A 25,537-nucleotide genomic window follows, 5' to 3' on the forward strand; every position below is an offset into this window, starting at 1 on the left:
GTTCATCGCACCGTTCCAAGGAGTCGTACCGATGGTCAAGCCTTCCCGCGCCCGGATGCGCAGCGCAGTGCTGCTGGGCAGCCTGCTCGCCCTGTTGCCGGCACTGCCGGCACTTGCCGCCGACCCCATGCCGGCCGCTGAGGCACCCGGCCCGCAGCTGCGTGCCGGCAGCCTGATGCTGATTCCCGCCCCCAGCAATGTGCAGCCTGGCCAGGGCAGCGGCATCACCGTGCGCGCCGATACCGTGCTGCAGGCCGAAGGCGAGGCCGCACAGCGCGTCGCCAGCCAGTTCGCCGACCTGCTGGCGCGCAGTGGCGGCCCGCGCCTGGGGCTGGCCAAGGGCAAGGCGGCGGCCAGGACCGGTGGCATCCGCTTCCAGATCGTGCCCACCTTCCGCGACAGCGGCGAGGGCTACACGCTGGAAAGCACCGCACAGGGCGTAGTGGTACAGGCCGGCAACGAAACCGGCCTGTTCTACGGCGCAACCACCCTCGCCCAGCTCGCCACCGGCGGCAGCAACGGCGTGCTGCCAGCGGTGCAGATCCAGGACGCGCCACGCTTCAGCTGGCGCGGTTTCATGCTCGACTCGGCGCGGCATTTCCAGAGCCTGGACGAGATCAAGCGCGTGCTCGACGCAATGGCCGCGCACAAGCTCAACACCTTCCATTGGCACCTGACCGATGACCAGGGTTGGCGCATGGAGATCAAGCGCTATCCGAAGCTGACCGGAGTGGGCAGCTGCCGCCTGCCGGCCGGCGACGGTGGCACCGATCCGGGCACTGGCAAGGAGCATCCGTATTGCGGCTTCTACACGCAGGACCAGATCCGCGAAGTGATTGCCTATGCCGCGAAGCTGCATATCCAGGTGATTCCGGAAATCGATGTGCCGGGGCACGCGACCGCGGCGATTGCCGCGTACCCGGAACTGGGTTCGATCGATACCCCGCTGAAGCCGATCAGCGAATGGGGCGTGTTCCCGAACCTGTTCAACGTGGAAGACAGTACTGTCACCTTCCTCGAGAACGTACTGGAGGAAGTGATCGAACTGTTCCCGGCCAAGTACGTGCACGTCGGCGGCGACGAGGCGGTCAAGGACCAGTGGGAAGCCTCCAGGCAGGTCCAGCAGCGCATGCGTGCGCTGGGCATCAAGGATGAAATGGCCATGCAGAGCCACATCATCAAGCGCCTGGAGACCTTCCTGGAGGAGCACGACCGGCGCCTGATCGGCTGGGATGAAATCCTTGAAGGCGGGCTGCCGCCGCAGGCCACGGTGATGTCCTGGCAGGGCACCGAAGGTGGCCTGGCCGCGGCCAGTGCTGGCCATGACGTGGTCATGTCGCCCGTGGGCTACCTCTATCTGGATTACCTGCAGACGGCCTCGCCGAACGAACCGCCGGGCCGCCCGGCCCAGGTCAACCTCGGCAAGATGTACAACTTCGAGCCCGTGCCGGCCGAGCTGGCCGCTGACAAGCGCGGGCACATCCTCGGCCTGCAGGCCAACATGTTCACCGAACACACGCGCACCTATGCGCGCCTGCAGCACAACCTGTTCCCGCGCCTGGCCGCGGTGGCCGAGACCGGCTGGAGCACGCCGGAACATCGCGACTTCCGCGATTTCCTCGCGCGCCTGCCCGCGCAGCTGCAACGCTACCGCGCCTGGGGCCTGGCCTACGCGCAGACCCCGTTCGAAGTGGGCGTGGACTACACCGACAACCGCGCCGCCAACACGGTGACCGTGTCGCTGGCCAACCCGCTGGGCTATGAAGTGCGCTACAGCACCGATGGCCAGCCGGTGACGGCGCAGTCGCCGCTGTACCGGCAGCCGCTGACCAGTACGCTGCCGACCACGGTGCAGGCCGCCGCGTTCTACCAGGGCCAGATGCTGGCGGCGAAGCCGACGGTCGCGGACTTCAGTGCGCAATCGCTGCTCAGCCGCCGCAGTGACGAACTGCTCAGCTGCGTAGGCAAGAAGGGGCTGGTGCTGCGCCTGGAAGACGATGGCCCGCGCGAGGGAAACCGCGCAGTGTTCAACGTGGACATCTTCCAGCCATGCTGGCGCTGGCCACAGGCACAGCTGGACGGCATCGGCAGCGTGGAAGTCCGCGCGGGGCGTATTCCGTACTACTTCCAGCTGGCCCACGACGAGCCCAAGCGTCGCTTCGAGAAGGCCAAGCGTGCGCATGGCGAGATGCTGGTGCGTCGCGGCGACTGCAGCGGCAAGGTGCTGGCCGAAGTGCCGCTGCCGGCCACGCCGGATGCCGATGGCTTCGTGACGCTGCGTGCGACGCTGCCGAAGGGCTCCCAGGGCACCGGTGACCTGTGCATCAACTTCACCGGCGACACGCGCCCGGCGATGTGGGTGCTGGATGAGGTCACGCTGGGGAAGTGACCCCAAGCCTGTCCTGGCGCAATCGATCCACGCATGGCGTGGATCTACTGTAGAGCCGAGCCCATGCTCGGCTGCCTTTGGGAGGAAGCCGAGCATGGGTCGGCTCTACAGGAACTTTACCCGCGCCAGCGCAGCAGCAGATCGCGCAGCGGGGTCAGTGCCGTAGCCAGGCCGGCCAGCACGCCGATCATGTTGGCCAGCGCGTCCATCGGATCGGCCATGCGGTCATCGGTCAATGCGCCCTGCGCGAACTCGATGCCGATCCCCATCAGCACCAGGCCCACGCCCACACACAGCAGCGGACGTCCGTGCCGGAACAGCTGTACCGCGCTGCCAGCCAGGATGAAATAGGCGAGGAAGTGCTCACCCTTGTCGCCGTTTTCCGGCAACGGAATCGGTGGCGGTGGGATCAGGCAGACCACGATCACCAGCAGCACCGCGCTGAACCACAGTGCGGCCCACAGCCGCGGCCGCCGCAGCGGCTTGATCAGCGGCAGTGCATCGCTCACAGGCGCCAGCTCAGGTCACCCAGCTCGAAGGCGGGCTCGAAGTCGACGCCGCGCTGCAGGCCGATCGCCTGGAAGCGCTCCCCCATCTCGGTCGGCAGGGTCAGCTTCTTCACCTGGTCGCGCAGCTGGATGCGGCCGACCTCATCAGTGCGCTCCTCGGCCAGCGACAGCACCTGGTCCAGGCCGTTGCCGAGCAGGAAGCTGGCCTGGCTGCAGTAGCCCGCCAGCTCGAAACCGCCGTGCATGCCGGCCTCGGCCATCGCAGTGAAATCCACCGACGCGGTGATGTCCTGCAGCCCCGGCCAGCGGTGCACGTCGTTGTGCACGTGGTGGCGGTAGAACGCGCGTACGGTGCCCTCATCGCGGTCGTGCTGGTAGAACTCGCCACGGTTGTAACCGTAGTCGATGAACAGCATCGCACCGCGCTGCAGGCCGCCCGCCACCGCCTGCAACCAGTACGGCAGCTGCGGCAGCACCTCGGAACGGTAGCCCTCGGCGAAGGGGCGCTCCAGGTAGCGCTCGATGTGGCGCACCGCACCGTTGAGCAGGATGTCGGCCGGCTGCGCACCACGGATGAAGTTGCCTTCGGCGTCCAGTTCCACGGTTTCCTCGTAGACCTCGCCATCCCGGATCAGGAAGCGCGGCGTCGGCAGCGCGTCGATCACTTCGTTGGCAAACACCACGCCCTCCCAGTCCTCTTCGAACGGGCGATCGACCCAGTCCACGCGTGCGGCCAGCTCGGCCGGCAGGTTCTGCTGCAGGCGCTGTTGCTGGCGCTCGCGCAGGTCGGCGCTGGGTTCGAGGATGGCGTAGCGCGACGGCAGCGCGTCCAGCTCGGCCAGGCGCAGCAGCACCGCTTCGGCGAAGGCGCCGGTACCACCGCCCAGTTCCAGCATCCGCGCCTGCGTACCCAGCTGGGCGAACACCGGCGCCAGCGCGTTGGCCACGCTGCCGGCGAACAGGCTGCCGAGCTCGGGCGCGGTGGTGAAGTCGCCACTGCCGCCGAATTTGCTGGCGCCGGCGCTGTAATAGCCCCAGCCGGGGGTGTACAGGCACAGCTCCATGAAGCGGGAGAACGGCATTGCCCCGCCCTGCGCAAGGATTTCGGCGCGCAGGGCAGCGGCCAGCTGGTCGCTGTGGGCCAGGGCATCGGCTTCGGGCAGGGGGAAGGTGGGCTGCATGGCGTCTTCGAATGCGGTGACAATGGTGCACAGGATAGCCGAGCCTTGGAGGACCCTCGATGAGCGATACCCACCCCGTGGTCCTGATCACCGGCAGCGCGCGCCGGATCGGTGCGGCCATCGCCCGCCAGTTCCACGCCTGTGGCTGGTCGGTGGTGCTGCACGCCAACACCTCCAGCGCCGAGCTGCAGCAGGCTGCGTTCGATTTCGACAACGTGCGCCCGGGCAGCGTGCTGGCCCTGCAGGCCGACCTGCGTGACGCCGACGCCCTGGCCGATCTGGTCGAACAGGCCGTCACCCACTTCGGCCGCCTGGACGCGCTGGTCAACAACGCCTCCAACTTCTTCCCCACCCCGCTCGGCCAGGTCACCGCCGAGGCGATGGACGCGCTGTATGCGGTCAATGCACGCGCGCCGCTGCTGCTGTCACAGGCGGCAGCGCCCTACCTGCGCCGCCAGCAGGGCTGCATCGTCAACCTCACCGACCTGCACGGCACCGACCCGATGCGTGACCACATCGCCTACACCATGGCCAAGGCCGCGCTGGAGATGGCAACGCGCGCGCTGGCGCTGGAGCTGGCGCCAAAGGTGCGGGTCAATGCAGTAGCACCGGGTGCGATCCTGTGGCCGGAACAGGGCAAGGATGATTTCGCCCGCGAAGCGCTGCTGGCACGCACGCCTTTGGCGCGGATCGGCACCGTCGAGGAGATCGCCGAGGCGGTGTACTGGCTGGTGGCCGAGGCCAGCTTCGTCACCGGCCACACCCTGCGCGTGGACGGCGGGCGTACGGTCAGCTGAAAGGTTGCCGGGGTCCACAACGGGGTCAGATCCCTTTTCCCGGCGGGAAAAGGGATCTGACCCCGTCACTCCAGATCCACCACCTCGAACGCCTCGCCAAACTGCGGGTGCGCGCGCCACAGCGTGGCCAGGTCCTGGCCGCTGACCGGGTCGATGAAGCCCGCCGCGATGTCGGCCAGCGGCTTCAGCACGAACGCGTGCTTCAGCTCCGGCCGCGGGATGCGCAGGTGCCCCGGGCCTTCCAGCACCAGGTCGCCATAGAACACCACGTCGATGTCCAGGGTCCGGTCGGAGAAGCGCGGCCCGCTGCGGTCGCGACCGTGCGCGTCTTCCAGCGCGTGCAGCCAGTCGTCCAGCTCCTGCAGCGGCAGATCGGTCTCGATCGCCACCGCATTGTTGAGGAAGGCCGGGCCATCGAAGCCGACCGCGGCGGTACGGTAGGCCGGCGATACCTGCAGCGCGCCGAAGCGCTCGCGCAGGGCCGCCACCGCGGCGTGGAGGTAGCGGCGGGGCTGGACATTGCTGCCCAGGCTCAGGAGCACGGTCGTCATGCGGTTCAGGTGGCAGCAATGGGGGCGTGGACATGCCGTCGTCACGGCGGCCTGCCTACAATCCGGGATGCACATGATAGGGCACCGACATGACCTATTGCGTTGGAATCGAGGTGGACGAGGGCCTGGTCTTCGCTGCCGACACCCGGACCAATGCCTCGCTGGACGATGTGCGCGTGCATCGCAAGCTGCACGTGTTCGAGTATCCCGGCCAGGCAGCCTACGTGCTGATGGCGGCTGGCAACCTGGCCACCACCCAGCTGCTGGTGTCGCGTCTGGGCCGCGACGCCGCAGAGCGGCGCGTGCCCAACCTGCGCGACATGCCCCACCTGTTCGAAGCCGCCGAGTACGTCGGCCAGCTGCTGGTGGACAGCCAGGTGCACACCAACCACAGCGAACATGGCCACGATGGGGTCAATACCCAGGCCACGCTGATCTTCGGCGGGCAGATCGCCGGCGAGCGCCCCGGGCTGTACATGATCTATCCGCTCGGCAACGCCATCGCCGCCTCGCCGGAGACGCCCTACCTGCAGATCGGTGAATCCAAGTACGGCAAGCCGATCCTCGACCGCATCCTCAGCCCGGCCACGCGCCTGGAGGATGCCGCACGCACGGCGATCGTCTCGTTGGACTCCACCATCCGTTCCAACCTGTCGGTGGGCCTGCCGATCGACCTGGCGCTGCTGCGCGACGGCGAACTGCGCATCGGCCAGCAGCTGCGGCTGGGTGCGGATTCCACGCTGTATGCGGACATCCACCAGAACTGGTCGCGGCGGCTGGAACAGGCAGTGGACGCCCTGCCGCGCTTCCCCTGGGAAACCAACGGACGGTAGTGCCGGCCGCTGGCCGGCAACCGCGTTGATCCCACCACACAGGGATGCCGGCCAGCGGCCGGCACTACCGCGACATCAGCCCAGCGCTTCGGACACCGCGCGGAACACCTGCTGCATCTGCAGCGGCTTGCGCAGCACGTGCACCTGCACGCCAGCGGGAAATGCATCGGCCGCCACCTCCACCGCTGCGTCTTCCAGCACCAGCGCCGGGCCGCGATAGCCCAGCGTGGCCATCTCGCCCAGCAGCTGGCTGGCCGGCAACAACTTCGAGCCGGCGTCGGCAATCACCAGCGCCGGCATTGCCTCCTGCTGCATCCAGCGCAGCGCCGCCGGGCCATCGGAGGCCAGCTGCAGCTGATATCCCTGGCTTGACAGCGCATTGCCGAGCAACGACAAGCGCGTGGCCTCGCCATCGACCACCAGGATCGACTGGCCACTGCCCAGGGCCACCAGCTGCTCGATCGGCTCACTGCCGTCGCTGGCTTCGTGCATCGGCAAGTGCAGTTCGAAGCAGGTGCCCTGCCCCGGCTGGCTGCTGACATGGATGCTGCCGCCGGCACCTTCGACGATGCGCTTGCAGGAAATCAGGCCCAGGCCGGTGCCGTCGGCCTTGGTGGTGAAGAACGGATTGAACAGGTGCGACAGCGTGTCTGCATCCATGCCGATGCCTTCATCGGCCACGCAGATCCGCATCCAGTCCACGCCATCGCGCTGGCCGGCATGGCTGGCGGTCAGGCTCAGGCGACCGCCGTTGGGCATCGCCTGGATCGCGTTGAGCGCCAGGTTCAACATCACCTGCTGCAGCTCGGTGTAGTTGGCATCGACCACCAGGCCTTCGTCCTGCACCTGCAGTTCCAGGCGCACGGCATCGGGCACGTTGCTGCGCAACAGCAGTGCAACCGCATCGAACAAGCCATCGATCTCGATGCGCTCGCTCGGCTTGCGCGAACCGCGCACGAACGACAGCATCGATTCGGCCATCTCATGGCCACGGCGACCGCACTCGGCGATGACATCGGCCAGGTGGTGCAGCTGCGGATCCTCGGTGCGCGCCTTCAGCAGGTCCGGCATGATCAGCAATGGCTGCAGGATGTTGCGCAGGTCATGGCTGAGGCCGGCAGCAAGCAGCGACAGGCTTTCCAGGCGCTGCGCGCGCATCAGCTCGGTTTCCACCCGTGCACGCTCCACCGCGCTGCGTGCATCGCGGATCGCACGCGCCACCGCCGACGGCAGGCGCGCCGGCAGGTGCTTGATGATGTAGTCATTGGCGCCCTTCTGCAGCGCCGCCACCGCGTTCTCCTCACCCATCGTGCCGGAGACGAAGATGAAGGGCACGTCCGGCGAGGTCTCGCGCACGATGCGCAGCGCGTCATCACCGGAGAACCCCGGCATGCTCAGGTCGGACAGCACGATGTCCGGCTGGAACGCAGCCAGTGCCTGGCGCAGTTCCGCCTCGCTCTCGACACGCTCGAAGCGGGCGTCCAGGCCCGCGTCGAGCATCTGTTCGGACATCAGCTCGGCATCCTCTGGTGAGTCTTCCACCAGCAGGATGCGCAGCGCCCCCAGGGCGGGACCGGTCAGGGGCATGGGTTCACTCGAGTTCCGGTGCCTGGTTGATCAACGCCCAGAACTTGCCCAGGGTCTGCACCGCGCCGAAGAACTGGTCCACGTCCACCGGCTTGACCACGTAGGCGTTCACGCCCATGTCCCAGCTGCGGGCCAGATCGCTTTCCTCGCGCGAGGACGACAGGATCACCACCGGCAGGCGCTTGAGTTCTTCATGCTCGCGGATCTGCCGAAGCACTTCCAGGCCATCCATGCGCGGCATCTTGATGTCCAGCAGCAGCACCGCCGGCAGGCCTTCCTCGCGATTGGCGAAGGCGCCGCGGCGCAGCAGGTAGTCCATCACTTCCACGCCGTCTTCGACGTGCACGATGGGATTGGCCAGACGCGCCTCTTCCAGGGCATCGATCGCCATTTCGGCATCCGCCGGGCTGTCTTCGGCGAGAAGAATGGTGCGCAGAGTGGTCATGCAGAAGGCCCTTGTTTGTCCGCGTCGATCGCGGGAGGCAGGTAGAAGTGGAAGGTGGCGCCGACGTCCGGTTCGGCCTCGGCCCAGATACGGCCGCCATGGCGGGTCAGCACGCGGCGCACGCTGGCCAGGCCGATGCCGGTCCCCGGGTAGTCGCTGGCCTTGTGCAGGCGCTGGAATACACCAAACAGCTTGCCGGCGTAGGCCATGTCAAAGCCTGCACCATTGTCGCTGACCGTGAACTGATGGCCGCCATCGGGCTGCGGCTGGTAGTCCACGCGGATCTTCGCCGGCTCGCGGTTGCCCGAGTACTTCACCGCGTTGCCGAGCAGGTTCAGCCAGACCTGGCGGATCATGTTCTCGTCGCCCACCACGATCGGCAGCGGCGCGATGCTCCACTCCACGTGGTGCGCATGGCCGCTGTTCTCGGCCTCGGCCTGCAGGTTGGCATCGAGCATGGCGCGGGTATCGGCCACCAGCGACTGCATGTCCACCGCCTGCTGGCGCATCGCCGCGCGGCCCAGCCGCGAATAGACCAGCAGGTCGTCGATCAGCGCCGCCATGCGCCGGGCCGAACTGGAGATCACCTCCAGGTAATGCCGGCTCTTGTCATCGGCGGCGTCGCCGAGGTGGCGCGACAGCTTGTCGGAGAATCCGGCCACGTGGCGAAGCGGCGCACGCAGGTCATGCGAAACCGAGTAGCTGAAGGCTTCCAGCTCGCGGTTGACCTCGGACACCTGCGCAACCTTGCCCTCCAGCTGGCGGTTCAGCTCTTCCACGCGCAGCTGCACTGCGCGCTGCATGGTGACGTCGCTGATGGTCAGCAGCACCACTTCGTCATCGGTGTCGGGCAGCGGCATGCGCCGTGCGTTGAGCAGCATGTAGCGCACCATGCCATCGGCGGTACGCTGCTCATGCTCGAAGTCCCACAGTTCGCGGCCACGCGACAGCACATCGGCCAGGCGCTGGCGCACCACCGGATCCCGCCAGGCGCCGTCGCCGATGTTTTCCAGCAGCAGGCCATCGGCGCGCTCGTCCTGCAGGTCATACAGTTCGGCGAACGCCGGGTTGTGCAGCTGCACGCGCAGGTCGCGGTCGAGCAGCACGATCGGTTCGCGCACGGTCTGCAGCACCGACGCCGCGCGTGCGGCCGAGCGCAGCGATTGCCGTTCCGCATGCAGGCGGCGGCCGATCTGCCGCTGCAGCAGCCACAGCACCAGGCCGAGCAGGGCCAGCTGGATCGCCAGCGAACTCCACGACACCAGTTCGGTCTGCTTGCGCTGGCGCGCGGCCTGCTGGGCGCGCAGTGCCAGCAGATTCTGCTCGCTGGCCTGCAGCTCCTCCACCAGGCCACGGATCGGATAACGCGTGCTCAGGTCCTGCACCAGCTCACGCTGGTCGGAGTTCGGTTCGGACCGGGCCAGCTCGCGGGCAAGCGCCATGCGGCCTTCGAGCATCGATTCGATCCGACCAATGCGGATCAGCTGATCGGGATTGTCACGCGTCATCCGGCCCAGTTCGGCCAGGCGCCCGGGGATCTCGTTGGCCTTGGCCATCCGCTCGCGCAGGCCGGGCGCATCCACGCCCTTGGACAGGGTCAGGGCGGCGGATTCGACGTCGCGCACATCGGCCTGCAGCTGTTGCAGCGCCACGCCAACGGACTGGGTATGGTTGACCCAGGCCATCGCCTCTTCGCTGTCCTGCTGCAGTTTGCGCAGGGTCAACCACGGCACCACGATGATCGCGGCAGCCGCCAGCGCCAGGGCCGGCAACCGCCAGCGGTCCCAGATGTCGTCACTGAAAACCAGCGCCATAGTTCCTCGTCAGCACGGCCGCGGAGCGGGACCCGGGACGAGCCCGGCTGCGGCGGAACCGGCAATATAGCGCAGGCGGTCACAACTCTGGAGCCCAAAGCGCGGCAGGCTGAACGGGCCCCGCAGCCGGCCCCATACGCGAGTGGGCGCCCCCTTCGGGGCGCCCACCCTGTTCAACGCGCGGTGGATGCTCAGCGCTTGGCAGCGGCGCTGACCTTAAGCGCGGCGGCATCGACGCGGGTCACGCCCTTGATGCCCTTGGCGGTGTTGACCGCCTTGTCCTTCTCCGCCTGCGTAGCGACGGCACCGCTCAGGCTGACCACGCCGTTCACGGTTTCCACCTTGATCTCGGTGCCCGGAACGTTGCTGCTAGCCAGCAGATCGGCCTTCACCTTGGTGGTGATCCAGGTATCGGTCACCGGCTCATTGGAGTCGTGACGATCAGCATGGGTCGTCGGATGGGTGCTGGTCGGCGGGCTCTTCGCGGCCGGGTCCTTGGCGAATGCGGCCGAGGAGGACAGCGCCAGGCCCAGGGTCAGGGCGGAAGCAATCAGCGTGCGGGTGGTATTGCTCATCGTGTCGTACTCCTTCGGAATGTGCTGCCAGTCTGGACAACCCACCGTAGAGCAGGCGTGGCGTTGCGGTCATGCCGCCGTGAATCGAAACGTTTCCAATGGCAACCGTTCAGTTTTGGACTGCCAGTCCCCGTCGTTTACCCTGCCCTTCCCACTGCCGGAGCCCTGCCATGCGCCCCGACCTGCAACTGGCCCTGATCGGCTACGGCTTCGCCGGCCGCGTCTTCCATGCACCGCTGATCCAGCACAGCCCCGGGCTGGCGCTGCACAGCATCGTCAGTTCACAACGCGACACCCTGCTGCGGACGTTCAGCGATGTGCACGTGCGTGCCACGCCGCAGCAGGTATTCGATGATCCGGCCGTGGATGCCGTAGTGATCGCCACGCCGAACGAACAGCACGCGCCACTGGCCATCGCGGCGCTGGCGGCAGGCAAGCATGTGCTGGTCGACAAGCCGTTCGCGCTGGATGTGGCCGAAGCGGAAACGGTGCTGGCTGCGGCACGCGATGCCGGGCGCATCGCCACCGTGTTCCAGAACCGGCGTTTCGATGCCGACTTCCTCACCCTGCAGTCGCTGCTGGCCGAAGGCAGCTTGGGCGACGTGGCCGAGTGCCACGCGCACTTCGACCGTTACCGTCCGCAGGTACGCGACCGCTGGCGCGAACAGGACGGGCCCGGCAGTGGCCTGTGGTACGACCTCGGTCCGCACCTGCTGGACCAGATGCTGGTGCTGTTCGGCTGGCCCGAGGCAATCGATGCCGACCTGGCCGTGCAGCGCGAAGGTGGCGGCGGCATCGATTACTTCCACGCGATACTGCACTACCCACGGCATCGGGCGATCGTCCACGCCGGTTCCCTGGTGGCAGCGCAGACGCCGCACTTCAGTGTGCATGGCAGCGCCGCCAGCTGGATCAAGCACGGCCTGGACGTGCAGGAGGCGCAGCTGCGCCGCGGCGTGGCGCCGGGCGCACCAGGCTGGGGCCTCGATCCGCGGCATGGCGAGCTGGTGCGCTGCGATACCGAAGACAACGTGCAACGCAGCACCGTCGACAACCTGCCCGGCGACTATCGCCGGTTGTATGCGCAGTTCGCAGCGGCGATGCACGGCGAGGGCGAAGCCACGGTCAGCCCGGTGCAGGCGCTGCAGCTGATGCGGTTGCTGCAGGCCGGCATGGACAGCGCGCGCGAAGGGCGCCGGATCGCGTTGGGGTGATCGGCAGGGCTGCGCCCTGCACCCGCAGAAACGGTAGTGCCGGCCGCTGGCCGGCAACCTCAACAGCAACGGCAAAAAACGGCTACCCGTGAGATGGCGGACCCACCCGCCTTCGACAGTTATCCGCGCCCGACGGTAGGTGTCGACCTTGGTCGACACGTCAACGTGGAAGCGATCGGAGCAGGCTTCTGTAGAGTCGAGCCATGCTCGATTGGCTGCATGGGGTCAGAGCCCGTTCCCGCGGAAAGGGATCCGACCCCGATCTGCCTGGGGCCGGATCCCTTCGGCAACGCCGAAGGGCTCTGACGCCACCGCAGTGCTTACGACTTCTTGATGGCGTGGCCACCGAATTCATTGCGCATCGCCGACAGCAGGCGGTCGGTGAACGAATTCGATTCGCGCGAGCGCAGGCGTTCCAGCAGCGACAGCGTGATCACCGGCGCCGGCACATCCAGCGCGATGGCTTCGGCCACGGTCCAGCGGCCTTCGCCGGAATCCTCCACATACGGGGCAATGCCATCCAGCGAAGGATTGCGCTTGAGGGCTTCCGTGCTCAGGTCCAGCAGCCACGAACGCACCACGCTGCCGTGGCGCCACACCTCGGCCACCTGCGCCAGGTCCAGTTCCATCTCCTGCTTGCGCTCCATCAGCGCGAAGCCTTCGGCATAGGCCTGCATCATTCCGTACTCGATGCCGTTGTGGACCATCTTGGTGAAGTGGCCGGCACCGGACGGGCCGACGCGCCCCCAGCCACGATCTTCGGCCGGGGCCAGCGTGCGCAGCAACGGTGCGATCTGCTCCACCACCGACGCTTCGCCACCGACCATCAGGCTGTAGCCTTCCTGCAGGCCCCACACGCCACCGCTGGTGCCGCAGTCGACGTAGCCCAGATCATCCTCGGCCAGCGCCTTGGCGCGGCGGATCGAGTCCTGGTAGTTGGAGTTGCCGCCGTCGATGACGATGTCACCCTCGGCCAGGTGCGGGGTCAGCTGGCCCAGCGTCTGGTCGACGGTTTCGCCGGCCGGTACCATCAGCCACACCACGCGCGGCACCGGCAGCGCGGCCACGGCGGCGGCCAGCGAATCAACCACCTCCAGGCCGGCCTCGGCGGCGCGCTGGCGGGCGCCTTCGCCCGGGTCGTAGCCGACCACGCGGTGGCCGCCGCGATGCAGGCGCTGGGCCATGTTGGCGCCCATGCGGCCGAGGCCGATCATTGCAATATCCATTGTTTCACCTTCAGTTGGGGTCTAGGGTCAGGCTGCCTGGCCTGCCGGTAGCCGCGCAGTGGCGCAGCTGCGCCTCGCGCCAACGCCGGTAGAGCGTGGTATGCAGATTGTGCACCGCCAGGTCGATTGAAAACGGGGTTCGCGGGTTGCGATCGAGCAGGCGGGCGACGTGGTAGCCGATGGGACGTATACCGCGTGGATGCACATAGATCACGAACTGCTGGTAGAACGGATCGTCCAGCAGCTGGTCCATGCGCGCGAGCGTGTCGTGGTAGCGCGGCGCCAGCCGTGCGCGCAACTGCGGATCGCGCTCGAACAGCAGGCGCTCGAAGTAGCGCTGGCCGATGCGCGGGATGTCCTGCGCCAGTTTCCAGAGTTCGGCATTGCGCTGGTCGTACCAGGCCAGGCCGCCGTGCTGCGCCAGGGCCTGCGCAGCGCCCTCGCCCACAGTGACGACCACGAAGTTCTCGGCCTGGTTGCTCAGGTCATCCAGCGTACCGTTGTCGTACACATGTTCGATGAAGCCGGGCACACCCACGAACGCCTGCCGCCCCATCGCCGAGGTGCGCACCGCCTTGCCATCGGCGAAGAACTCGCCCGCGTGCGCGCCAAGCAGGATGCTGTCGGTGGCGTGCAGCGCGAGGAAGGTGCCGATCGACAGTTCATCCGCTGCGAACTCCGTATCGAACGCAGCATCGCCATACAGCTCGCGCTGGGTGGCCAGCTGCGCGACCTGGCGGCCGACACCGCACTCGGCGCGCACGGCACCGCTGTAGAACGCCTGCAGCGCATGGCTGTTGCCCGCACTGGGCACGAAGCCACGGCCGAAACTGCGCGTACGCTGCCAGCCCTGTGCCGGCGCGCCGCGCAGACCAAAGCCGATCCAGCCCAGTTGCGGGCCGGAGAAACGGAACGTGGCATTGCCCTGCAATGCCGAGGTCGCGCGCCGCGTGGCCGCCCCCAGCTCGAAGGCATAGGCGCAGACCGTGGCAGGGTCTTCCAGCAGCTGCTGCAGCAGTGCCTGTCGTTCGCCTGCAGGCAGATCCGCCGGCCAGCGTACGCGCAGGTCACCCGCTGCCTGTGCCGCGGCGAGCGAGGAACGCGTACACACCGGGCCCTTGTGTACCTGCGGTGCACGCAGCCCGGCATCCTCGAAGCGCCACCCCAACCGCTGCAGCAGGCCCTGCGTACAGTCCGGGGATGGCGCTGCGACGACCCACGCGGGCGCCAGCAGCAGGGCTGCAATCAGCCACCTGCCGCGCACGCTCAGCCCTGGTCCGTGACCGCCGGTGCGGGTGCGGGCTCCGGTGCTGCCGCCGGCGATGGCGACGGCTTGCCCGCCGCGGCCGGCAGGTACTGCTGCAGGCGCTGGAAGAAGCGACGATAGAACTCGGCATCGGTGACCGTGCTGCTGGCCACCTTCACCAGCGAGTCGTCGTTGCTGCCGAAGGGCAGCGATACCGAACCCAGCGCTCCCACACCGACACTGGCCGAGGTCGGGCTCTTCTTCAGCGCGTAGCGATCCTGCACTGCGCTGACGAACACCAGCGTCTGGCCGCCACGCGGGGCGCAGGAGATGCGCAGCACCAGCTGCTCATGGTCATCCTCGCGCGGCTGGAAGTTCTTGTTGCCTTCCACCTGTGCATCGTCGGAACGGGCGATGGCATAGCCCTGGCTGAGCAGCGTGCGGCGCGCCGCTTCGCAGGCTTCGCCCGGGCGCCCATCGACCGTGCGCGAGAAGGTATCGCCGGAATCGAAGGACTCGCGCAACACGGTGCTGTCGGCGGCACGGCCACCGCAGGCCGAGAGGATCAGGGCGCTGGTGAGCGCCACGGCGGCGCTGGAAAGACGGGAGGCCCGCATGGGTACTCCTGCGAGAACGGAAGCACCAAGGGTAGTCCCACCCCCGTGTGCGGCAGGTCGACATACCCTCCCACGTTGCTCCCGGTTCATGCACGAAAAAGGGGACGGAGGGAATTAAGTCGTTTGTGCCACAAACGACTTAATTCCCTCCGTCCCCTTTTACGACGAGGGGCCGGCAATGCCGGCCCCTGAGGTGTCACATGCCGTGGCCGGCTCAGTCCGCCCAGCGCCCCGCGCCGGTGGACTGCGGCAGCACCTGGGCCGACAGCGGGCGGTCATTGGCCAGCAGATTGACCGCGTCAGCGAGGATCGAGGCCGACTCGCGCAGCAGCGGGTCCGGACGCTTTTCAGCGGCCTTCTCACGGGCGGCATCCTTGACGATGTCGCGCTCGTTGCCGGTCAGGCCATCGTCGCTGCTGTCGTCGGCCAGCGGGTCCAGGGCCAGGCCCAGTTCCTTGCGCTGCACCTGGCGCTCCTTGCGCTGGGCGTCCTGGCGCTCGCGCTCGGCACGACGGGTCGCCTCGTTGAGCGAGATGTACTTCTTCGCGGCCTCGGTGCGGAACTGCTCCACGTCCTCGTTCCACCACTGGAATTCCTTGTCAGTGGCGATGCGCGCGTCGTGACGGGTCTCCAGCTTCGGCAGCAGCGGCGCGAAGTTGCCGTACTGGGTGTGCGGCACGGCGGCGATGCGGGTCCACGGCAGGGCGTTGTCGTAGGTGCTTTCGCCGAATTCGGTGGCATCGACGCTGGCCGGGAAGGCCAGGTCCGGCACCACACCCTTGTGCTGGGTGCTGCTGCCGCTGATGCGGAAGAACTGGGCGATGGTCAGCTTGACCTGGCCGAAGCGCTGGGTCTCGCCGCTCGGCCAGCGATCGAGGTCGACGATGTTCTGCACGGTGCCCTTGCCGAAGCTGGTTTCACCGATCACCAGGCCACGGCCGTAGTCCTGGATGGCACCGGCGAAGATCTCCGAGGCCGAGGCCGAACCGCGGTTGATCAGCACCGCCAGCGGGCCATCCCACGCCACGCCCTGGTTGCGGTCGCTGTTGACGGTAACGCGGCCACCGGACTCGCGCACCTGCACCACCGGGCCCTGTTCAATGAACAGGCCGGTCAGTTCGATCGCCTCATCCAGCGAGCCCCCCCCGTTGTTGCGCAGGTCCAGCACCACGCCATCCAGCTTGTCGTTCTTGAAGCCGGCCAGCAGCTTGGCGACGTCGCGGGTGGCCGAGGCGTAGTCAGCGGCATTGCGGCGACGGCCTTCGAAGTCCTGGTAGAAGGTCGGCAGCTTGATCACGCCGATCCTGCGCGCCGGTTCGCCGTTGGCGGCCGGGATGCTCATGGTCTCGCCCTTGGCGGCCTGTTCGGCCAGGCGCACCTTCTGGCGGGTCAGGACCAGCGTGTGGTGCTTGCCGTCCACGCCCTCGGCGGCCGGGATGAATTCCAGCTTGACCTGGGTATCCTTGGCACCGCGGATCTTGGCCACGACGTCGTCGATGCGCCAGCCGATCACATCCTCGACCAGGCCGGACTTGCCCTGGCCAACGCCGACGATGCGGTCCCCCGGCTTCAGGGTGCCGTCCACTGCGGCCGGACCACCGGCGATGATCTCGCGGATCACCACCATGTCGTCCTGCCGCTGCAGCTGCGCACCGATGCCTTCCAGCGACAGCGACATCGCCTGGTTGAAGTTCTCGGCGGTGCGCGGGGTGAAGTAGTCAGTGTGCGGATCAACCGCGCTGGTGTAGGCGTTCATGAAGAACTGGAAGACGTCTTCGCCCTTCAGCTCGTTGACCGACTTCTCCAGCGTCGCGTAGCGCTTGTCCAGCGTCTTGCGGATGTCGTCCGGCTTCTTGCCCGCCAGCTTCAGGCGCAGCCAGTCGTTCTTCACCGACTTGCGCCACAGCTCATCCAGTTCGGCACTGCTGGCCGCCCACGGAACCTTCTTGCGGTCGTATTCGAAGCGCTCGTCGGTGGTGAAGTCCGGCTCCTGCTTGAGCAGCTTGCGCGCATAGGCCACGCGCTCGCCGACGCGCTGCTTGTAGACCGCGAACACCTGGAACGCCGGCTCCAGCTCGCCGCCACGGATGGCCGAAGAGATGTTGGCTTCGAACGGCGCGAAGCGCGCCACGTCGGCCTGGGTGAAGTACTGCTTGCCGCCGTCCAGGGTCTCCAGGTAACGCTTGAACACGTCTTTGGAGGTGGCCTCGTCCAGCGCGCGCGGGCGGTAGGCGTAGCGGCTGTCGGACAACAGGCCGTACACCAGCTTGGAGGTGGTCACCTGATCGGCGGTGGCCGCCGCGGGCAATGCGGGCGAGTCGGCCTTGGCCGCCAGCGCCAGCGGCGCGACCAGCGCCAGGGCCATCAGGAATGCGGGGGCTTTGAATTTCATTGACGTGCTCGAAGGCGCCTTGCCAAGGGGGAGACTGCAGGGTGTTCAGACACCACGACAGTGCCGAAAGTTGCCGGGTTTGTCATCCGGCCGCGCTCGGTGGAAAACCAGCCTAGCCGGGCCGGTGTAGCAAATTGTGAATGCATGCAGAGCCGAGCCCATGCTCGGCTGGCCGGCAGCAAGCAGCCGAGCATGGGCTCGGCTCTGCGGCAGGCAGAGGTATGCGGACCAACGGTCCGCACCCACCTCAAGAGATGCCGGCGCCCTTGGCCTGCACGTCAGCGTGGTACGACGAGCGCACCATCGGGCCGGACGCCACGTGGCTGAAGCCCAGCGCGTAGCCGTAGTCTTCCAGCGCCTTGTAGTCCTCGGGGGTCCAGTACTTCAGTACCGGGTGGTGATGCGCGGTCGGCTGCAGGTACTGGCCGATGGTGATCATGTCCACATCGTGCGCGCGCAGGTCGCGCATCGTGGCCTTGATCTGTTCGAAGTCTTCGCCCAGGCCCAGCATGATGCCGCTCTTGGTCGGCACGTCCGGGTGCTGTGCCTTGAAGTTCTTCAGCAGGTTCAGCGACCACTGGTAGTCCGCACCCGGGCGCACGTTGCGGTACAGGTCCGGCACGGTCTCGATGTTGTGGTTGAACACATCCGGCGGGTTCTGCGCCAGGATCTCCAGCGCGCGCTCCATGCGGCCCTTGCCACGGAAGTCCGGGGTCAGCACTTCGATGCGGGTACCCGGCGACTTTTCGCGGATGGCGGTGATGCAGTCGACGAAGTGCTGGGCACCGCCGTCACGCAGGTCATCGCGGTCGACGCTGGTCACCACCACGTACTTCAGGCCCATGTCGGCCACGGTCTGGCCGAGGCTGGCCGGTTCGTTGGCATCCGGCGGCTTCGGGCGGCCATGGGCCACGTCGCAGAACGAGCAGCGGCGGGTGCAGACCTCGCCGAGGATCATGAAGGTGGCGGTGCCATGGCCGAAGCATTCGTGGATGTTCGGGCAGCTGGCTTCCTCGCACACCGTCACCAGGCGGTTCTCGCGAAGCTTGGCCTTGAGGTTCTGCACGGCGTTGCCCGAGGGAATGCGCACGCGGATCCACGACGGCTTGCGCAGCACCGGCGCGTCGGCGAACTGCACCGGCGAACGGTTGATCTTGTCACCGCCCAGCTGCTTGACCCCGGCCTGCAACGGCGCGGCGGACGGAGAGTCGCCCTGCACGATCTGCAGGGGAATGGAACGGGCGGTGGTTTCAGTCATGGCAGTTCCGGGGGGCGGTCAGGCGGCCGCAGAAAGATCGGGCAGTTCCGGCGTGTGCTGCAGCAGCAGGCCGAACTGGCGGGCCAGGTGGTCCAGCAGCACCGGCTTGACGGCATCCAGCCCGGAGGGGCCGCCCAAGTCTACCACCGAGGTCACCTGCAACCCCTGATAGCCACAGGGGTTGATGCGGTGGAAGGGTTCCAGGTCCATGGCCACGTTGAAGGCCAGGCCATGGAAGGTGCAGCCGCGGCGCACGCGGATGCCAAGCGCAGCGATCTTGGCGCCACCGACGTAGACGCCCGGGGCGCCCTCGCGGCGTTCGGCGCCGATGTTCCACTCGGCCAGGGTATCGATGAGGGCCTGCTCGATGCGGCACACGTAGTCGCGCACACCGATGCCCAGCCGCGGCAGGCGCAACAGCGGGTAGACCACGATCTGGCCGGGCCCGTGATAGGTCACCTGGCCGCCACGGTCCACGTGCAGCACGGGGATGTCACCCGGCGCCAGCACGTGCTCATCCTTGCCGGCCTGGCCCAGGGTGAACACCGGATCGTGCTCGACTACCCACAGTTCGTCGGCGTCGGCGTCGCTGCGCTGGTCGGTGAAGCGCTGCATGGCGCGCCACACCGGCTCGTACGCCTGGCGGCCGAGGTCGCGGACCACCGCAAGACGCGGTGCGCGGTCTTCCGGGGCGGCTTCGGCCGGGCAGCTGTCGGCTACAGCGTCCACTTCACTTCCGGGTGGTCGCGCAGTGCCTGGTGCGCCAGGTCGTACTGCTCGCGGCTCTCGGCCTTGAACACGATGCGGACGGACACGTACTTGCCGTTGGACGAATGCTTCCAGCTGATGCGTTCGTTCACCACATCGATGCCGGCAGCCAGCAGCAGACGGGGAAGCTCATGCTCCAGGCCGCGGTTGGCCGGGCCCATGGCGCTGAGCTCGAACTGGCCGGGGAACTGGAAGCCGTGGTCGGGGTTGTCGGACTTGATTTCCATGGCCCCATTATCGGGCCGCAGGGCAACAAACCCAAGAGTATTCACCAACGTCAAAGACAGCACTGGCGGCCTGCTGCGTTGCAGCTGGCCCAAAAGCGCGGGCGGAGAGCCCAACGGCAGCTGACTGGTTCTTTCGGCCCCTCACTGACCGGGGCATCATGCGCGCGGCCTGCAGTCGCCTTCACGCCAGGCCTGCGGCGCGTGCGCGGGTAACGAATTGTGTCCGCCGGACAATGTTGTTTTCGGAACAGACAAGTGATCCCAACGTGCTCGTTCCGGCGCGCGGGCACGAGTACCGTAGCGTTGCAGAAAACGACAGAAAACCGCCCCCTTCCCCATGAGCATTCCATCCATGCATAGTGTCGCAGCCCTCGGGCTGGCCGGCCTGCTGGCCTCTGCCCTCCCCTTTGCCGCCCAGGCGGCCGAACAATGTGGCCCGGACGCGATGCGCGATCACCCGCCGCAGGTCAATTTCCGCGTCGACAACGACCTGTTCGGCGGCCGCCACCAGGACCAGGGCTATACCAACGGTGCGCTGTTGACCCTGGTCTCGCCCAATCTGGTCGATTACACCGACGACCCGTGCCTTCCACGCATGGCGCGCTGGGTGAACCAGTACCTGGAAGGCCTGCATCCGGGCAGGTTCGAACAGCAGAACATGATCTTCAGCATCGGCCAGGGCATCTTCACCCCGACCGATTTCAGCCGCAGGGACCTGATCGAGGACGACCGCCCTTACGCGGGCGTACTGATCGCAAATTTCGGTTTCAATGCGCGCAGCGGCGACCGCCTGCAGACCACCCAGCTGACGTTGGGCGTAGTTGGCCCGTGGGCACAGGGCAAGCAGGTGCAGAATGCCGTGCACGAAGTGCTGGGCGACGAGAAATTCAAGGGCTGGGACAACCAGCTGCACAACGAGCCGCTGTTCATGCTGACCCATGAGCGCATGCGCCGCTGGCCGGGTGATGCCAGCATCAATGCCGACGGCTGGGGTTGGGACGCGATCAGCCACTACGGCGGCTCGATCGGCAACCTGGAAACCAAGGCCAACCTCGGCGGTGAAGTGCGCTTCGGCTGGAAGCTGCCGGACGACTTCGGCAGCACGCCGTTGCGCCCGGCCGGTGAGAACACGGCACCGACCCGCAGCGGCCGTCCCAATGGCTGGTCCTGGCACCTGTTCGCGACCTCGGACGCGGCCTGGGTGATCCGCGACATTACGCTGGATGGCAACACGTTCCGCAACAGTCACAGCGTGGACAAGCGCCATGTGGTGGCCTACGGCGGCTATGGCGTGGCCGTGATGTACGGACGCTGGAAGTTCGCCGCTGCGCGTTACCACAGCACGCGGGAGTTCAACGGCCAGCGCCAATCGCCGGTGTTCGGCAGCTTCACCATCAGCCGCTCGCTGTAGGCGAGGGGCTGAGGGTGAAGCGGGTAGGTGCCGACCGTTGGTCGGCACACCGGTTACTGCATCGCTCGCTGCATGTGAGGCGCTGCCGGTCGTGCCGGCCGCTGGCCGGCTGCCGGCAGTTCCGGATGAGTTGCTGGGGAGCCGGCCAGCGGCCGGCACGACCCGCATCCGGGTGGGCTCATGCGGAGCCGGCCAGCGGCCGGCACGACCCGCATCCGGATGGGCTCATGCGGAGCCGGCCAGCGGCCGGCTCTACCCCCCGCGTGCGGGGGGAAGCGGCCTTCCGAAACAGAAAAGGCCGGCATTTGCCGACCTTTTCGTTCACCACGCAAAGGCGTGGATCATTCCGATTCCCACCACATCCAGAAGCTGTCCCACAGGCGCTTGAAGAAGCCGGCCTGCTCGACGGCGGCCACGGCCACCAGCGGTGCCTCGGCGATGACCTTGCCATCCAGCGTGACCTTCACGGTGCCGATCTGCTGGCCGGCGGTGAACGGTGCTTCCAGGGTCTTGGGCACGTCGATGCTCGGCTTCAGATCGTTGTAGCGGCCGCGCGGCACGCTCACCAGCATCGGCTGGGCCACGCCCAGCTGTACCTTGTCGGTGGTGCCCTTCCAGACCTTGTGCTCGGCCACGGCCTTGCCCGGTTCGTACAGGCGGTGGGTCTCGAAGAAGCGGAAGCCCCAGTTCAGCAGGGCCAGGCTGTCGTCGGCACGCTGCTTCTCCGACGCACCACCCAGCACTACGGCGATCAGGCGCTGGTCGCCACGCTGGGCCGAGCTCATCAGGCAGTAGCCGGCTTCGGACGTGTGGCCGGTCTTGATGCCATCCACGCTGCCATCGCGCCACAGCAGCAGGTTGCGGTTCGGCTGCTTGATGTTGCCGACCTGGAATTCCTTGATCTTGTTATACGCGTAGGTTTCCGGGTAATCACGCACCATCGCGCGGCCCAGCAGCGCCAGGTCGTAGGCGGTGCTGTGGTGGCCCTGTGCGGTCAGGCCGTGGGCGTTGACGAAGTGCGAGTCCTTCATGCCGATCTTGGCGGCGTAGCTGTTCATCAGCGACGCAAAGGCCTCTTCGCTGCCGGCCACATGCTCGGCCAGGGCGATCGCGGCGTCATTGCCGGACTGGATCGCCATGCCCTTTTCCATGTCTTCCAGGCGTGCGGTCTGGTTGACCGGGAAGCCGCTGTAGCTGCCGTCGGTACCGGCGCCACCTTCGCGCCAGGCGCGCTCGCTCATCATCACCTGGTCATCTGCACGGACCTTGCCGTTCTTGACCTCGGCGGCAACCACGTACGACGTCATCACCTTGGTGATGCTGGCCGGGGCCAGCTGCTCGTGGATGTTCTCGCCGGCCAGCACCTGGCCGGTGGCGTAGTCCATCAGGACCCAGGCCTTGGACACGCTCGGGGCCGGGGCCGGCGGGGTCGCGACGGTGGCCGGGGCGGCGGCGGCGGCGGCAGGCGCCGGCGTGGCCGGGGTCGGCAGCGGCGTCTGGGCGGAAGCCAGGCCCACCACCAGGGTGGCGGCCAGGGCGGTGGCGGCGGAACGGAAATTCATTGGACAGCAGGCTCCAGGGGACGGCCGGGAATGGAGGGTGGAACGTAACGGCCATTGTAAGGCCGGGGGAGCCTGGGCCGGCAGGACCGGCCCGGGCGGATCAATCCTTGACGATCTGCGGCGAACCCAGGCCCAGACCGGCGATGCGGCCGGCAAGTTCCGCGGCACTGGCATGGTCGTTGGCAGGAACGCGCAGACGGAACAGGGTGCGGCCACCGGCGGCGATGTCGCTGATGGTCGCGCCGACGATGCCGGCAGCGTTGAGCTGGCCCATCGCGCGGTTGGCGTTGTCGCGACTGGAGAAGCTGGCGACCTGCACCATCACCGCGCCCACCACCTGCTGCGACAGGCTGGGTGCCGCCGGCGTGGCGGCGACGGTGCGCACGGGTGCCGGCGCGACGGCGCGCGGCGCGGCGCTGGCGACTGCAACCGGCGCCGGTGCGGTGCTGCGCAGCGGTGCACTCGGCGGCAGGCTGCTGACCGCCACCTCCGGCACGGTGCTGGCCACGCCCTGGGTGGTGGCCGGCTGGCCGCGTGCCGGCATGCCATCGCCCGGCAGGCGCTTGACCAGGCGATCGATATCGCTGTCGGCAGTGGCGCGCGCGGTCGCTGCCGGGCGTGCACTGGCCACCGCAGCTGCCGCTTCGGCGGCACGACGCTCGCGGCGGGACGGCTTCTGCGCCAGCAGGTTGCTCTCGCCCGGCTGCAGCGCGCGCACTTCCACGTTGCCGGTACCGCGCTGGGTGATGCCCAGGCGCACGGCGGCGGCATAACTGAGATCGACCACGCGACCATCGTGGAACGGGCCGCGGTCGTTGACGCGCACGATCACCGACTCGCCATTGTCGAGGTTGGTCACGCGGGCGAAGCTGGGCAGCGGCAGCGTCTTGTGCGCGGCGGTGAACTGGTACATGTCGTAGACCTCGCGGTTGGAGGTCAGGCGGCCATGGAACTTGGCGCCGTAGTACGACGCGGTACCGCGCTCGACATAGTCGTGGGTATCGTCGAGCACCTTGTACGACTTCCCCAGCACCACGTACGGCGACTTGTTGCCGATCGCCGAGCGCTCCTCGGCGGTCACTTCCGGCTCGGGAATGCAGGCCACGTTGGGAATGTAATCCGGCGTGCTGTCACGCACGCCCGGCTTGTACAGGCCACCGGCAGTGTAGTTGCCGCGGGTGCTCAGGTCTTCCTTGGCCGCCGCGTACGGTGACCCTTCCGGGCAGTGTGCCGGGCGCGAGCCACGCCCCTGCACCAGCGTGCCGCCGGACTTGCCACCATGGCCGGCCGTGGCCGGCTTCTTCGGCGCGCTGCTGCAGGCAGCCAGCGCGAGGACGATCAAGCCTGGGACCAGCCATCTGATGTTCATGCCGGGGGCAGCTCCTGTCCGGCGATGGCCTGGGACAACTGGAACACGGCCATCGCGTACATCTTCGAGAGGTTGTAGCGGGTGATCGCGTAGTAGTTCTGGAAGCCCAGCCAGTACTGCTTGCCGGTGCTGCCTTCAAGCGTGATCGGCGTGGCGGTGGCGCCCGGCTGCACCGGCGCGCCCGGCTGGTAGCCGCGCTGCGCCAGGTCGGCCATCGTCCAGGTCGGCATCCATTCGGTCGGATTGAACTCCTCGCGGTTCGGCGCCAGCGTGGCCGGCACGGCCACCTGCCCGCCACGCACCCAGCCGCCCTTCTTCACGAAGTAGTTGGCGATGGACGAGAATACGTCGTCGTAGCTGGTGAACAGGTCGCGGCGGCCATCACCGTTTCCGTCCACGGCGTAGTCGAGATAGCTGGACGGCATGAACTGGCCCATGCCCATCGCACCGGCATAACTGCCCTTGAGCGTGGTGATATCCAGTTTCTCTTCGTGGCCCAACTCGAACAGCTTGGCCAGCTCATCGCGGAAGAACAGCTCGCGGCGCACTTCGCGTTCCAGCTTGGCCGGGTCGCCGCTGCGCGGGTAATAGAACGCCAGCGTGTACAGCGCATCGAGCACGCGATGGCTGCCAGCATTCCTGCCGTAGCTGGTTTCCACACCGATGATCGCGACGATCACTTCGGCCGGCACGCCGGTGCGCTGCTGCACGCGATCCAGTTCGGCGCGGTGTTCGGCCAGGAACGCGCGACCGCCATCGATGCGCGCCTTGCTGATGAACATCGGCCGGTACTCATTCCACGGCTTGACCCGTTCGGCCGGGCGCGACATCGCGGCGATGATCGGCTGGCGCACCTGCGCCTGGTCGAGCACGCTGCTGATCTGCTCCGGCTTCAGGCCATAGCGCTTGGCGGTATCGGCAATGAAGCGGGCCCGTGCGACCTCGAACGGCACCGGGGTGAGATCGACCGGCGCCGCGGTGGCGGCGGTGGCTTCAGGCGCGGCCTCGGCCGGGCCATGGGCCTTGGCGGCGGGCTGGCGCGGCGTACTGCTGGCCTGGGGCGAAGACGGTGGGGACTTCGGCTGGGTCGCGCAGGCGACCAGGCCGAGGGTGAGCATGCAGGCCAGAGTGCGTCGAATCATCGTCGCAGGTTAGCAGGTCATGGATGAATTAAAACCCCTAACACCATGAATCACAACGATTTGCCTGCGACCAGCGGGAAATGTGAAGGCATCGTGATCGCCCTTCCCCATTCAGATAGAGGTTGCCGGTTGCGTCCCCATCCCCGCAGACGCAACCGGCGACCGGATCCGGTCGGTACCTGCGCGGCTGCCGCTCCCCAGTGGCAGTGCCCCGCGCTCCCTGTACCCGTTGGATCAGTACTGCTTCCCGCCCGACGCCCCCTCGCGCTGCAACGATTGACGGCGCGCCGTGCCGAACGGGCCGCCATTGTGCAGGCCGATTACGACAAGTCCATTGATCAAGATCAACGCGGTGTAAAAGTGTGAACCAGCTAGCGTTTTTTACGGACTTTGGTCGGTGGGTGTATTGCATCGCATTGTTGTG

Annotated in this window: 23 protein-coding genes; 6 read left to right on the forward strand and 17 right to left on the reverse strand. The window is 67.4% G+C overall.

Features of this window, described 5'->3' with window-relative positions; genetic code table 11:
* Positions 1 to 31: 31 nt before the first annotated feature.
* Positions 32 to 2,389: a beta-N-acetylhexosaminidase gene (locus AC5P56_RS00965; RefSeq protein WP_495231396.1), complete on the forward strand. Its 2,358-nt coding sequence runs from the start codon at positions 32 to 34 to the stop codon at positions 2,387 to 2,389.
* Positions 2,390 to 2,505: 116 nt separating this feature from the next.
* Here the strand turns inward: AC5P56_RS00965 and AC5P56_RS00970 are convergent, their stop codons facing one another.
* Positions 2,506 to 2,898, reverse strand: coding sequence for a VanZ family protein (locus tag AC5P56_RS00970; protein ID WP_049439957.1), 393 nt, complete (start codon positions 2,896 to 2,898; stop codon positions 2,506 to 2,508).
* A complete protein-coding gene (locus tag AC5P56_RS00975) occupies positions 2,895 to 4,079 on the reverse strand; it encodes a class I SAM-dependent methyltransferase (RefSeq protein WP_014648426.1) in 1,185 nt (394 codons plus the stop codon). The genes AC5P56_RS00970 and AC5P56_RS00975 overlap by 4 nt, the downstream gene beginning before the upstream one ends.
* 59 nt (positions 4,080 to 4,138) lie before the next feature.
* Between AC5P56_RS00975 and AC5P56_RS00980 the strand changes: the two genes are divergently transcribed.
* The gene (locus AC5P56_RS00980) at positions 4,139 to 4,876 is read left to right on the forward strand and encodes a pteridine reductase (protein ID WP_014648427.1); all 738 of its coding nucleotides are present in this window, start codon (positions 4,139 to 4,141) and stop codon (positions 4,874 to 4,876) included.
* A 65-nt stretch (positions 4,877 to 4,941) separates the two neighbouring features.
* Here the strand turns inward: AC5P56_RS00980 and folK are convergent, their stop codons facing one another.
* On the reverse strand, positions 4,942 to 5,427 hold the full coding sequence (gene folK / locus AC5P56_RS00985; protein WP_495231397.1) for a 2-amino-4-hydroxy-6-hydroxymethyldihydropteridine diphosphokinase: 486 nt from the start codon (positions 5,425 to 5,427) through the stop codon (positions 4,942 to 4,944).
* 89 nt (positions 5,428 to 5,516) lie between these two features.
* Here folK and AC5P56_RS00990 point away from each other — a divergent pair, with 89 nt between their 5' ends.
* Positions 5,517 to 6,260 (forward strand): proteasome-type protease, encoded by a 744-nt coding sequence (locus tag AC5P56_RS00990; protein ID WP_046432549.1) that lies wholly within the window; start codon positions 5,517 to 5,519, stop codon positions 6,258 to 6,260.
* 75 nt (positions 6,261 to 6,335) lie between these two features.
* Here AC5P56_RS00990 and AC5P56_RS00995 read toward each other — a convergent pair whose 3' ends face one another.
* The 4 genes from AC5P56_RS00995 to AC5P56_RS01010 all read right to left on the reverse strand — a co-directional run bounded on the left by AC5P56_RS00995 (position 6,336) and on the right by AC5P56_RS01010 (position 10,681).
* Positions 6,336 to 7,847: an ATP-binding response regulator gene (locus AC5P56_RS00995; protein ID WP_046432552.1), complete on the reverse strand. Its 1,512-nt coding sequence runs from the start codon at positions 7,845 to 7,847 to the stop codon at positions 6,336 to 6,338.
* A 4-nt stretch (positions 7,848 to 7,851) separates the two neighbouring features.
* Entirely contained in the window at positions 7,852 to 8,292 is a 441-nt protein-coding gene (locus tag AC5P56_RS01000) for a response regulator (RefSeq protein WP_005411057.1), read from the reverse strand.
* The gene (locus tag AC5P56_RS01005; RefSeq protein ID WP_046432554.1) at positions 8,289 to 10,106 is read right to left on the reverse strand and encodes a sensor histidine kinase; all 1,818 of its coding nucleotides are present in this window, start codon (positions 10,104 to 10,106) and stop codon (positions 8,289 to 8,291) included. The genes AC5P56_RS01000 and AC5P56_RS01005 overlap by 4 nt, the downstream gene beginning before the upstream one ends.
* A 191-nt stretch (positions 10,107 to 10,297) precedes the next feature.
* Positions 10,298 to 10,681 (reverse strand): BON domain-containing protein, encoded by a 384-nt coding sequence (locus AC5P56_RS01010; RefSeq protein ID WP_014648433.1) that lies wholly within the window; start codon positions 10,679 to 10,681, stop codon positions 10,298 to 10,300.
* Positions 10,682 to 10,851: 170 nt separating this feature from the next.
* Between AC5P56_RS01010 and AC5P56_RS01015 the strand changes: the two genes are divergently transcribed.
* A complete protein-coding gene (locus AC5P56_RS01015) occupies positions 10,852 to 11,895 on the forward strand; it encodes an oxidoreductase (protein ID WP_197606161.1) in 1,044 nt (347 codons plus the stop codon).
* A gap of 320 nt (positions 11,896 to 12,215) precedes the next feature.
* Here the strand turns inward: AC5P56_RS01015 and gnd are convergent, their stop codons facing one another.
* The 7 genes from gnd to AC5P56_RS01050 form a co-directional block, all read right to left on the reverse strand.
* The gene (gnd, locus tag AC5P56_RS01020) at positions 12,216 to 13,121 is read right to left on the reverse strand and encodes a phosphogluconate dehydrogenase (NAD(+)-dependent, decarboxylating) (RefSeq protein ID WP_014648435.1); all 906 of its coding nucleotides are present in this window, start codon (positions 13,119 to 13,121) and stop codon (positions 12,216 to 12,218) included.
* Positions 13,122 to 13,131: 10 nt separating this feature from the next.
* Positions 13,132 to 14,385 (reverse strand): hypothetical protein, encoded by a 1,254-nt coding sequence (locus AC5P56_RS01025; RefSeq protein ID WP_142235161.1) that lies wholly within the window; start codon positions 14,383 to 14,385, stop codon positions 13,132 to 13,134.
* Positions 14,386 to 14,387: 2 nt separating this feature from the next.
* The gene (locus tag AC5P56_RS01030; RefSeq protein ID WP_032960208.1) at positions 14,388 to 14,984 is read right to left on the reverse strand and encodes a DUF2242 domain-containing protein; all 597 of its coding nucleotides are present in this window, start codon (positions 14,982 to 14,984) and stop codon (positions 14,388 to 14,390) included.
* A gap of 214 nt (positions 14,985 to 15,198) precedes the next feature.
* Positions 15,199 to 17,376, reverse strand: a complete 2,178-nt coding sequence (locus tag AC5P56_RS01035; protein WP_014648438.1) for a carboxy terminal-processing peptidase — start codon at positions 17,374 to 17,376, stop codon at positions 15,199 to 15,201.
* A 247-nt stretch (positions 17,377 to 17,623) separates the two neighbouring features.
* Positions 17,624 to 18,634 carry a lipoyl synthase gene (lipA, locus tag AC5P56_RS01040; RefSeq protein ID WP_032960206.1) on the reverse strand — a complete coding sequence of 337 codons (1,011 nt, stop codon included), beginning with the start codon at positions 18,632 to 18,634 and terminating at the stop codon, positions 17,624 to 17,626.
* Between the two features lie 18 nt (positions 18,635 to 18,652).
* The gene (lipB, locus tag AC5P56_RS01045) at positions 18,653 to 19,363 is read right to left on the reverse strand and encodes a lipoyl(octanoyl) transferase LipB (RefSeq protein WP_049439965.1); all 711 of its coding nucleotides are present in this window, start codon (positions 19,361 to 19,363) and stop codon (positions 18,653 to 18,655) included.
* Complete coding sequence (locus tag AC5P56_RS01050; protein ID WP_005411067.1) at positions 19,351 to 19,629, reverse strand: YbeD family protein; 279 nt, start codon at positions 19,627 to 19,629, stop codon at positions 19,351 to 19,353. Before AC5P56_RS01050 ends, lipB begins: the two co-directional genes overlap by 13 nt.
* Positions 19,630 to 19,981: 352 nt before the next feature.
* Here AC5P56_RS01050 and AC5P56_RS01055 point away from each other — a divergent pair, with 352 nt between their 5' ends.
* A complete protein-coding gene (locus AC5P56_RS01055; protein WP_168708239.1) occupies positions 19,982 to 21,040 on the forward strand; it encodes a lipid A deacylase LpxR family protein in 1,059 nt (352 codons plus the stop codon).
* 341 nt (positions 21,041 to 21,381) lie between these two features.
* Here the strand turns inward: AC5P56_RS01055 and AC5P56_RS01060 are convergent, their stop codons facing one another.
* The 3 genes from AC5P56_RS01060 to mltB all read right to left on the reverse strand — a co-directional run bounded on the left by AC5P56_RS01060 (position 21,382) and on the right by mltB (position 25,113).
* Entirely contained in the window at positions 21,382 to 22,602 is a 1,221-nt protein-coding gene (locus AC5P56_RS01060; RefSeq protein ID WP_014648443.1) for a D-alanyl-D-alanine carboxypeptidase family protein, read from the reverse strand.
* Positions 22,603 to 22,702: 100 nt separating this feature from the next.
* Positions 22,703 to 23,971: a septal ring lytic transglycosylase RlpA family protein gene (locus AC5P56_RS01065; protein WP_288496784.1), complete on the reverse strand. Its 1,269-nt coding sequence runs from the start codon at positions 23,969 to 23,971 to the stop codon at positions 22,703 to 22,705.
* A complete protein-coding gene (mltB, locus tag AC5P56_RS01070) occupies positions 23,968 to 25,113 on the reverse strand; it encodes a lytic murein transglycosylase B (RefSeq protein WP_241887118.1) in 1,146 nt (381 codons plus the stop codon). The genes AC5P56_RS01065 and mltB overlap by 4 nt, the downstream gene beginning before the upstream one ends.
* 45 nt (positions 25,114 to 25,158) lie before the next feature.
* On the opposite strand from mltB, the gene AC5P56_RS01075 reads away from it, so the two are divergent.
* Positions 25,159 to 25,479: a DUF8588 domain-containing protein gene (locus AC5P56_RS01075; protein WP_369334251.1), complete on the forward strand. Its 321-nt coding sequence runs from the start codon at positions 25,159 to 25,161 to the stop codon at positions 25,477 to 25,479.
* Positions 25,480 to 25,537: the final 58 nt, after the last annotated feature.

The sequence above is a fragment of the Stenotrophomonas sp. YJH_SMC_131 genome, assembly GCF_059367975.1.

Bases quoted from the DNA above. Each gene is read 5' to 3' on its own strand.
- AC5P56_RS00965 (WP_495231396.1), top strand. From the start codon at position 32: ATGGTCAAGCCTTCCCGCGCCCGGATGCGCAGCGCAGTGCTGCTGGGC.
- AC5P56_RS00975 (WP_014648426.1), bottom strand. From the start codon at position 4,079: ATGCAGCCCACCTTCCCCCTGCCCGAAGCCGATGCCCTGGCCCACAGC.
- AC5P56_RS00980 (WP_014648427.1), top strand. From the start codon at position 4,139: ATGAGCGATACCCACCCCGTGGTCCTGATCACCGGCAGCGCGCGCCGG.
- folK (WP_495231397.1), bottom strand. From the start codon at position 5,427: ATGACGACCGTGCTCCTGAGCCTGGGCAGCAATGTCCAGCCCCGCCGC.
- AC5P56_RS00990 (WP_046432549.1), top strand. From the start codon at position 5,517: ATGACCTATTGCGTTGGAATCGAGGTGGACGAGGGCCTGGTCTTCGCT.
- AC5P56_RS00995 (WP_046432552.1), bottom strand. From the start codon at position 7,847: ATGCCCCTGACCGGTCCCGCCCTGGGGGCGCTGCGCATCCTGCTGGTG.
- AC5P56_RS01000 (WP_005411057.1), bottom strand. From the start codon at position 8,292: ATGACCACTCTGCGCACCATTCTTCTCGCCGAAGACAGCCCGGCGGAT.
- AC5P56_RS01005 (WP_046432554.1), bottom strand. From the start codon at position 10,106: ATGGCGCTGGTTTTCAGTGACGACATCTGGGACCGCTGGCGGTTGCCG.
- AC5P56_RS01010 (WP_014648433.1), bottom strand. From the start codon at position 10,681: ATGAGCAATACCACCCGCACGCTGATTGCTTCCGCCCTGACCCTGGGC.
- AC5P56_RS01015 (WP_197606161.1), top strand. From the start codon at position 10,852: ATGCGCCCCGACCTGCAACTGGCCCTGATCGGCTACGGCTTCGCCGGC.
- gnd (WP_014648435.1), bottom strand. From the start codon at position 13,121: ATGGATATTGCAATGATCGGCCTCGGCCGCATGGGCGCCAACATGGCC.
- AC5P56_RS01030 (WP_032960208.1), bottom strand. From the start codon at position 14,984: ATGCGGGCCTCCCGTCTTTCCAGCGCCGCCGTGGCGCTCACCAGCGCC.
- AC5P56_RS01035 (WP_014648438.1), bottom strand. From the start codon at position 17,376: ATGAAATTCAAAGCCCCCGCATTCCTGATGGCCCTGGCGCTGGTCGCG.
- lipA (WP_032960206.1), bottom strand. From the start codon at position 18,634: ATGACTGAAACCACCGCCCGTTCCATTCCCCTGCAGATCGTGCAGGGC.
- AC5P56_RS01050 (WP_005411067.1), bottom strand. From the start codon at position 19,629: ATGGAAATCAAGTCCGACAACCCCGACCACGGCTTCCAGTTCCCCGGC.
- AC5P56_RS01055 (WP_168708239.1), top strand. From the start codon at position 19,982: ATGCATAGTGTCGCAGCCCTCGGGCTGGCCGGCCTGCTGGCCTCTGCC.
- AC5P56_RS01060 (WP_014648443.1), bottom strand. From the start codon at position 22,602: ATGAATTTCCGTTCCGCCGCCACCGCCCTGGCCGCCACCCTGGTGGTG.
- AC5P56_RS01065 (WP_288496784.1), bottom strand. From the start codon at position 23,971: ATGAACATCAGATGGCTGGTCCCAGGCTTGATCGTCCTCGCGCTGGCT.
- mltB (WP_241887118.1), bottom strand. From the start codon at position 25,113: ATGATTCGACGCACTCTGGCCTGCATGCTCACCCTCGGCCTGGTCGCC.
- AC5P56_RS01075 (WP_369334251.1), top strand. From the start codon at position 25,159: ATGAATCACAACGATTTGCCTGCGACCAGCGGGAAATGTGAAGGCATC.